The organism is Dactylosporangium maewongense (assembly GCF_039531485.1).
In the GTDB taxonomy this organism is placed as follows: Bacteria; Actinomycetota; Actinomycetes; order Mycobacteriales; family Micromonosporaceae; genus Dactylosporangium; species Dactylosporangium maewongense.
The window spans coordinates 1-6,531 of sequence record NZ_BAAAQD010000036.1; the positions used below are offsets into that span (position 1 = coordinate 1).

Genomic DNA, 6,531 nt, shown 5'->3' on the forward strand with positions numbered 1-6,531 from the left:
TCGCGCTGGTGGCGTGGTAGTTGACCCGTTCCTGGCGCAGCGTCCACGCCTCGGTCCGGGCCTGCAACGCCAGGTTGTAGACCAGTCGGACACACCCGAACGTCCGAGCAAGCTCGGCGGCCTGCCCAGGGGTCGGGTAGAAGCGGTACTTGAACGCCCGCTTCACAGTCCCGGACACGGCCCACACGATAACGGCCTGGATGGTGAACCTTGCGGTGACACACAGGCAAACGCCGATCCGCCTTGGCGGCCGATCGGCTTCCCCTGCCCTGCTCCGCCGGAGTTCCGTTTCCTCCCCGGCCTGAAGGCCGGAGTATCCACGGAAGGAATCCGATGACCGACCGCACCGAAGCCACCGAGAAGCTGCTGCGGCGACTGCGTTCCGATGCTGGGGTACCCCCGGCATCGCGGGACGTGGAGCCGCCCGAGCTGGCCGTGTGGCGGCGGATGCGCGACGACCCGTTCCTCGCGGAGGTCTTCACCGTCACCGAGGACCCGCCCGTCATCCACAGCTACCTCGCCGGCGGCCACCCAGGCGTGGCCAGGTTCCTGTCCGACATCATCTGGCTGGGCGAGTCCGACGTCCGCCTACCGATCGGCTATTGGAGCGCGGGCGCGGACACCTTCGCCGGCGCGCCGGTCATCTACGTCGACGACAAGGCGAGCGTCGAACTGATCGGCACCAGCCTGGTCGATTTCCTCGGCACCTGGGTCGGCGAGCTCGGCGCCGAGGAGTTGCTCGACTTCTGCCGCCGTGCCGGCCTGCGGCCGCCGATGCCGGAGGCCGAATGCGAAGCGGCTCTCAAGGACTACCCGGACCCGCAGCAGGTGTTCGACTTCTTCCTGCACACGTCTTCCTGAACGCCCTCCGCCGTTGCGGGGGTGACCACGACGGTCGCGTGCTGCCCGAGTTGCGGCCCGGACTGCTTTGCCGTCGAGGCGCGCATCCGCCGTGAGGGCGACACGGTCCGCTGGGAGTGGGGCCGGCGAGGCGCGCGTTGGGAGGGCGAGCGGCGCACGACGCTGTCCGATGCCGGGGCTTATGACGCCGAGGTGGCCCGCATCGGCGCCGATCACAGCTGGGAGAGTGCGGCGCACCGGGCCGGGCGGCTCATTCTCGCAGGCCTCGCCCTGCCTCCAGGGGTCGAGGGCGTCAAGGTCTACACGACCGACGCCGGCGAGCTCGAGATCCAGCTCGAGGAGCCGGACGAGTACCAGATCTGGGTGCACGCCCCCTGGGACACGGAGCGCCCCGGCGAGAGCGCCGCCGCGGCGCGGGCGATGCTCGCCGGACCCGCCGCCGACTGGCCCGTGCCGCCAAGATCACTGACACCTGACGCTCGATCTCGGGCCGGCCGTGCTCGGCCTGGGCGCGTGACGCGCCGGCGCGGGCTCCGTGTCGCCGCGGCGTTCACCGAACGCGCCACCGCCGTCCGCAGACCCGTCACACACGCTGAACTGCTGGTCACCTGGCCTGTGCACCTCTTCGCCGGGCAGGTGCGCTTCGGCCGGCGCCGGGATTCCACGAGGCACGGTGGTCCCGATTTGGGCGTTATCGGCACCGGCATCCGAGACGCAACATAGTGATGACCGCCAAAGTGACGAAATTCGTCGCCTGGACGCTCGTTAATGACGAGTTCGTAAGATCTATGGACAGGAAACTGGCGTTGCTCGTAGAGTCGGGCATCTTCCGCTGATCCTGGAGATGACGTTGAACATTGCCGCCCAGGAAAGTCCCGCTCTTTCCGCGACCGAACTGCACGCCGCGGCCACCGTCGTGGAAGGCAGCACGGTCATCGAGCTGTCCGAAGCCCACCTCGACCGCATCCGCCGTGGTGGTGTCACCGCCGTCAACCACACCGTGACCAGGCCCTACGCGGACACCGTCACCGCGCTGCGGGAGGTCAACCAGTGCCGCCGCTGGATCGACGCGCACGCCGACCGGGCGCTGCTCGCGACGAGCGTCGCCGACATCGAGCGGGCCAAGGCCGAGGGCAAGGAGGCGGTGATCCTCGGGCCCCAGGACACCGAGATGATCGGGGTCGACCTCGACCTGCTCGGCACGTTCTACGACCTCGGCGTGCGCATCCTCCAGCTGACCTACCAGCGGCAGAACCTGCTCGGCGCCGGCTGCGGGGAGAGCGTCGACCCCGGCCTGACGTACAAGGGCCGCATCTTCGTCGAGGCGATGAACGAGATCGGCATCGTCGTCGACGTTTCGCACTGCGGGCAGCGCACCGGGCTCGACGCCATGGAGGTGTCCAGCACTCCCGTCGTCGTCACCCACTCGTTCTGCGACGCGATCTCGCCCCACATCCGGGCGAAGGACGACGCCTTCCTGCGCACCCTCGGCCAGCAGGGCGGCGTCATCGGCATCACCACCCTCTCGGGGTTCCTGTACTACCCGGACGAGCCGACCCGGCGTCCGGACCTGACCCGCTTCGTGGAGCACCTCAGCCACGTCGTGGAGGTCGTGGGCATCGACCACGTCGCGATCGCCACCGACTACGACGAGACGCTCACCGAGGCGATGCGTGCCGAGCAGCTCAAGCACAAGGAGTTCAAGAGCCTGCTCGGCGACTGGAAGTGGGAGGAGCGGCGGGCGATCGGCATGGACGACGCCGCCGACTTCCCGAACTTCACCGAGGCGCTCCTGGCCGGAGGTTTCTCTCCGGCCGACGTGACGAAGGTCCTCGGCGGCAACTGGCTGCGGGTGTTTGGGGAGGCATGGAGCCCGGCCGGCCGGTAGGCGCGAGTTGAGAGATCAGCCAAGGAGACCCATGAGAACGCATTTCATGACCAGAGTGCTGGCGGTGGGCGTCGTTGCGGCGCTCGTGGCCGGTTGCTCCGGCGGCGAGCCCCCGAACAGTGACAACGGCGCCAGCACCAATGACGGCCTGACCAAGAACATCCGCCTGGAGGACGAGTCGCAGCCCTCCGGCACGCCGAAGGCCGGCGGCCGGCTGCGGATCATGATCCGGCTGGACGCGAACGAGCTCGACCCCCACAAGATGTCCGAGACCTCGGCCTTCGTCATCAACGAGCAGATCTACGAGTCGCTCGTGGAGTCCTACCGCGGCGAGATCAAGCCCTCCATCGCCGAGTCGTGGGAGCAGAGCGCCGACGGGCTGACCCTGACGTTCAAGCTGCGCGACAATGCGTACTTCCACAGCGGGCGCAAGGTCACGTCGGCCGACGTGAAGTACTCGATCGAGCGGATCAAGAACCCGGCGACCCGCGCCCCGCGCGCCCGCAGCTATGAGGGCATCAGCGCGGTCGAGACGCCCGACGAGCGCACGGCCGTGCTCAAGCTCAGCAAGCCCAACGCGGCCATCCTGACCCTGCTGTCCACCGCCGCCTCGTCCATCGTGGACAAGACGGTGGTCGACGAGAAGGGCGGGCTCAACACCGCCGTCGACGGCGGCAGCGGCCCGTTCAAGATCGCGACGCGGACGGCCGGCCAGACCATCAAGCTCGACAAGCACACGCAGTACTGGCAGTCCGGCCTGCCGTACCTCGACGGCATGGACTTCACGTTCAACCCGGACGACAACGCCCGCGCCGCCGCGGTGCGCAGCGGCACCGTCGACTTCCTCTGGCGGCCCGCGCCGGAGTTCATCGACGCGCTGAAGAAGGACGAGAAGCTCAAGTGGTACGGCGGCTCCGGCTCGCTGTCGCTGCACCTGCGGCTCAACACGTCCAAGGCGCCGTACGACAACGTGAAGGTCCGCCAGGCGATCTACTACGCGCTCGACCGGCAGGAGATCCTCAACGTCGCCAACTCCGGCTTCGGCACCGCGCTCAACGCGGGCTACCTGCCGCCGGACCGCTACGGCGCGCTCACCACACCGGTCTACGGCAAGGCGGACATCGACAAGGCCAAGCAGCTGCTCACCGAGGCGGGCTTCCCGAACGGCTTCGAGGCCAAGCTCATGGTCATCGCCACCTCGGCGTTCCAGGTGCGCTCGGCCGAGGTCGAGCAGCAGCAGCTGGCGAAGATCGGCATCAAGGTGACCATCGAGTCGGTCGAGTCGACGATCGCCGACACGAAGACCAAGTCGGGCGAGTTCGACATGTACCAGTCCGGCTTCGGCCTCACCTACGACCCGGACGAGCGGTTCAGCGCCAGCTTCCTCAAGGGCGGCGGCCTGAACTACGGCAACTGGAGCGACCCCGAGTACGAGGCGCTCATCGTCCAGGCCCGCTCCGAGCTCGACAAGGACAAGCGCTCGGCGCTGTACCAGCAGGCCGAGAAGATCCTGGCCGAGCGCGGCCCGGTCGCGATGACGTTCCTCAACGCCGACTTCGACGTCGTGCAGAAGGACGTCATGGGCTACCGCGGCGACCCGACCCCGACGTACCGCTTCTACCGCAGCCTCTGGCTCAACCGATGACCCACCGGAGGGGCGCCCGAGGGTGGGCGCCCCTCCGGAGCACCCCGCGACGAAAGGCACCGCCATGGAAGACGTCCCGCTGAGCCACCGCTACATCATCGCCGCCCGGCTCAAGGGCTACCTCAACAAGCACGCCGAGTCCGTCGCCCTGCTCACCGAGGCCCTCGAACTGGAGCCGGGCGACCCGCGACTGCTGCGCTTCCGCGGCCACCGGCGGATCTCCGTCCGCGACTACGCCGGCGCGATCGAGGACCTGCGGGCCGCCGCGGACCGTCTCGACGACGTCGAGGACGAGTACGAGATGTACCAGCCCGAGGTCGAGAAGGACGTCGTCAGCCTGATCCTCGGCCGGCCCGAGGCGGTGCGGCCGCAGCACCTCACCGACACGATGGCGGCCGCCGACCCGGGCGCGCTGGCGCGGTACAACACCACCCTGCACACGTCGGTCTGGTACCACCTGGGCGTGGCCCAGTACCTCGACGGCGACCTCGAGGGCTGCCTGGAAAGCTTCTACAACGCCGAGCGCTCCGCCCGCCACCAGGAGGGGATCGTCGCGTCGCAGGACTGGCAGTACATGGCGCTGCGCCGGCTCGGCCGGGCCGACGACGCCGACGCCGTCCTGGACCGGTTCCGCGGCATCGCCGTCGTCGACGAGGACCACCTCGTCGGCTATGAGGGCCGGATGCGCCTCTACACCGGCGAGCTGACCCCCGAGCAGCTGTGGGCGATGTGCGACGGCGACAGCCTCAAGACCGTGACCCAGGGCTACGGCCTGGGCAACTGGCACTACTACAACGGCGACGTCGCCCGGGCCCGCGAGGTCTTCGACGGCGTCCTGAAGACCGGCGTCACGCACGCCTTCGCCTATCTGGCGGTCACGTCCGAATACTCCCGCAACCCCGACTTCGCAACGGCGACGAAGGAGCACTGAACATCATGGCGATCATCCGGGCCGAGATCGGCCACCGCGACCAGGAGACCAAAGAGGCGATCATCGCCGAGCTGACCGACGTCCTGGTCAAGTACGGCTCGCCGCGGGAGAACACCCACGTCCTGCTGTACGAGGTCTCCTACGACAACTGGGCCAAGGGCGGCGTGACGTACAACAACCGGAAGAAGAAGGCCCAGGAGGGCTCGTGACCGGCCCGCACGCACTGCTCACCCCGAACCTCGCCGAGCTCGTCCCCGGCCTGTCGGCCGACTACCCGCACTGCAGGTTCACGGCGATCCCCGACGACGGCACGGTCCGCGACGAGTGGCTCGACGCCGAGATCGTCCTGCGCAGCGCGATGAACGAGGACACCTTCGAGGAGCTGCTCAGCAAATGCGAGCGGCTGCGCTGGGTCCAGATCACCGCCGCCGGCTTCGACTGGGTCGGCGGCACCGTCTGGCAGCGCCGCCTCGACGAGGGCCTCGTCTACACCCGCTCACCGAACTCCTACAACGTGCCGATCGCCGAGTACGTCATCGGCGCCATGCTCATGCACGGCCGGGCGTTCCCGGCGCTGCGCGAGGCCCAGCTGCGGCACGAATGGATCCGCCTCGTCGGCAAGGACGTCATCGGCAGCACGACCCTGGTGTTCGGAACGGGCGGGATCGGCTCCGAGGTGGCGTGGCGCGCGAGCGCCCTGGGCTCCACCGTGATCGGCGTCAACCGCACGGGCTCCCCCGTCGACGGCTTCGCACGGGTGGTGGCCTTCGGCGACCATTTCGCGCTCCTGCCCGAGGCGGATTCGGTGGTACTGGCGATGCCGCTCACCACGGAGAACCGGTACTTCTTCGGGGCGGAGCACTTCGCGGCCATGCGGGAGAGCGCGGTGCTGGTCAACGTCGGCCGCGGCGCGCTGGTCGTCGAGGACGCGCTCGTCGAGGCGATGCACGCCGGCCGGATCGGCGGCGCCGTGCTCGACGTCTTCGAGGAGGAACCGCTGCCGGCGGTGCACCGGCTGTGGGACCTGCCGAACACGACGATCACCCCGCACACGTCGTTCCGGGGCTCGGGCAACCTGCGGCGCCTCGGCGCCGACTTCCGCGCCAACCTGGACCGCTACCTGTCCGGCGAGCCCCTCGCCGGCACGCACCGCCAGCCGGACCTCGGCTACTGACAGATCGCACGACCGACGACGGGGGGGGGGCG

The 6,531-nt window shown here is 69.1% G+C and carries 8 protein-coding genes; 7 read left to right on the forward strand and 1 reads right to left on the reverse strand.

All coding sequences use genetic code 11. The features are described from left to right. On the reverse strand, nt 1-406 hold a 406-nt coding region (locus ABD332_RS60300), incomplete at its 3' end, for a helix-turn-helix domain-containing protein (RefSeq protein ID WP_425552423.1). Between ABD332_RS60300 and ABD332_RS51470 the strand changes: the two genes are divergently transcribed. From ABD332_RS51470 to ABD332_RS51500, 7 genes are all read left to right on the forward strand, one after another. Continuing rightward, a complete protein-coding gene (locus ABD332_RS51470) occupies nt 334-861 on the forward strand; it encodes a hypothetical protein (RefSeq protein ID WP_344512970.1) in 528 nt (175 codons plus the stop codon). The two genes, ABD332_RS60300 and ABD332_RS51470, sit on opposite strands and share 73 nt — an antisense overlap. A gap of 21 nt (nt 862-882) precedes the next feature. Beyond that, nucleotides 883-1,584 carry a hypothetical protein gene (locus ABD332_RS51475; RefSeq protein ID WP_344512971.1) on the forward strand — a complete coding sequence of 234 codons (702 nt, stop codon included), beginning with the start codon at nt 883-885 and terminating at the stop codon, nt 1,582-1,584. 121 nt (nt 1,585-1,705) lie between these two features. After that, nucleotides 1,706-2,749, forward strand: coding sequence for a dipeptidase (locus tag ABD332_RS51480; RefSeq protein WP_344512972.1), 1,044 nt, complete (start codon nt 1,706-1,708; stop codon nt 2,747-2,749). Nucleotides 2,750-2,780: 31 nt separating this feature from the next. Then, complete coding sequence (locus tag ABD332_RS51485; protein WP_344512974.1) at nt 2,781-4,394, forward strand: ABC transporter substrate-binding protein; 1,614 nt, start codon at nt 2,781-2,783, stop codon at nt 4,392-4,394. A gap of 64 nt (nt 4,395-4,458) precedes the next feature. Further along, nucleotides 4,459-5,325 carry a hypothetical protein gene (locus ABD332_RS51490; protein WP_344512976.1) on the forward strand — a complete coding sequence of 289 codons (867 nt, stop codon included), beginning with the start codon at nt 4,459-4,461 and terminating at the stop codon, nt 5,323-5,325. Between the two features lie 5 nt (nt 5,326-5,330). Beyond that, entirely contained in the window at nt 5,331-5,534 is a 204-nt protein-coding gene (locus ABD332_RS51495; RefSeq protein ID WP_190253310.1) for a tautomerase family protein, read from the forward strand. Then, entirely contained in the window at nt 5,531-6,499 is a 969-nt protein-coding gene (locus ABD332_RS51500; protein ID WP_344512978.1) for a D-2-hydroxyacid dehydrogenase, read from the forward strand. The genes ABD332_RS51495 and ABD332_RS51500 overlap by 4 nt, the downstream gene beginning before the upstream one ends. Nucleotides 6,500-6,531 lie beyond the last annotated feature (32 nt).

What these genes read in the sequence shown, in the direction of transcription:
- ABD332_RS51470 (WP_344512970.1), top strand. Translation starts at nt 334, where the DNA reads ATGACCGACCGCACCGAAGCCACCGAGAAGCTGCTGCGGCGACTGCGT.
- ABD332_RS51480 (WP_344512972.1), top strand. Translation starts at nt 1,706, where the DNA reads ATGACGTTGAACATTGCCGCCCAGGAAAGTCCCGCTCTTTCCGCGACC.
- ABD332_RS51485 (WP_344512974.1), top strand. Translation starts at nt 2,781, where the DNA reads ATGAGAACGCATTTCATGACCAGAGTGCTGGCGGTGGGCGTCGTTGCG.
- ABD332_RS51490 (WP_344512976.1), top strand. Translation starts at nt 4,459, where the DNA reads ATGGAAGACGTCCCGCTGAGCCACCGCTACATCATCGCCGCCCGGCTC.
- ABD332_RS51495 (WP_190253310.1), top strand. Translation starts at nt 5,331, where the DNA reads ATGGCGATCATCCGGGCCGAGATCGGCCACCGCGACCAGGAGACCAAA.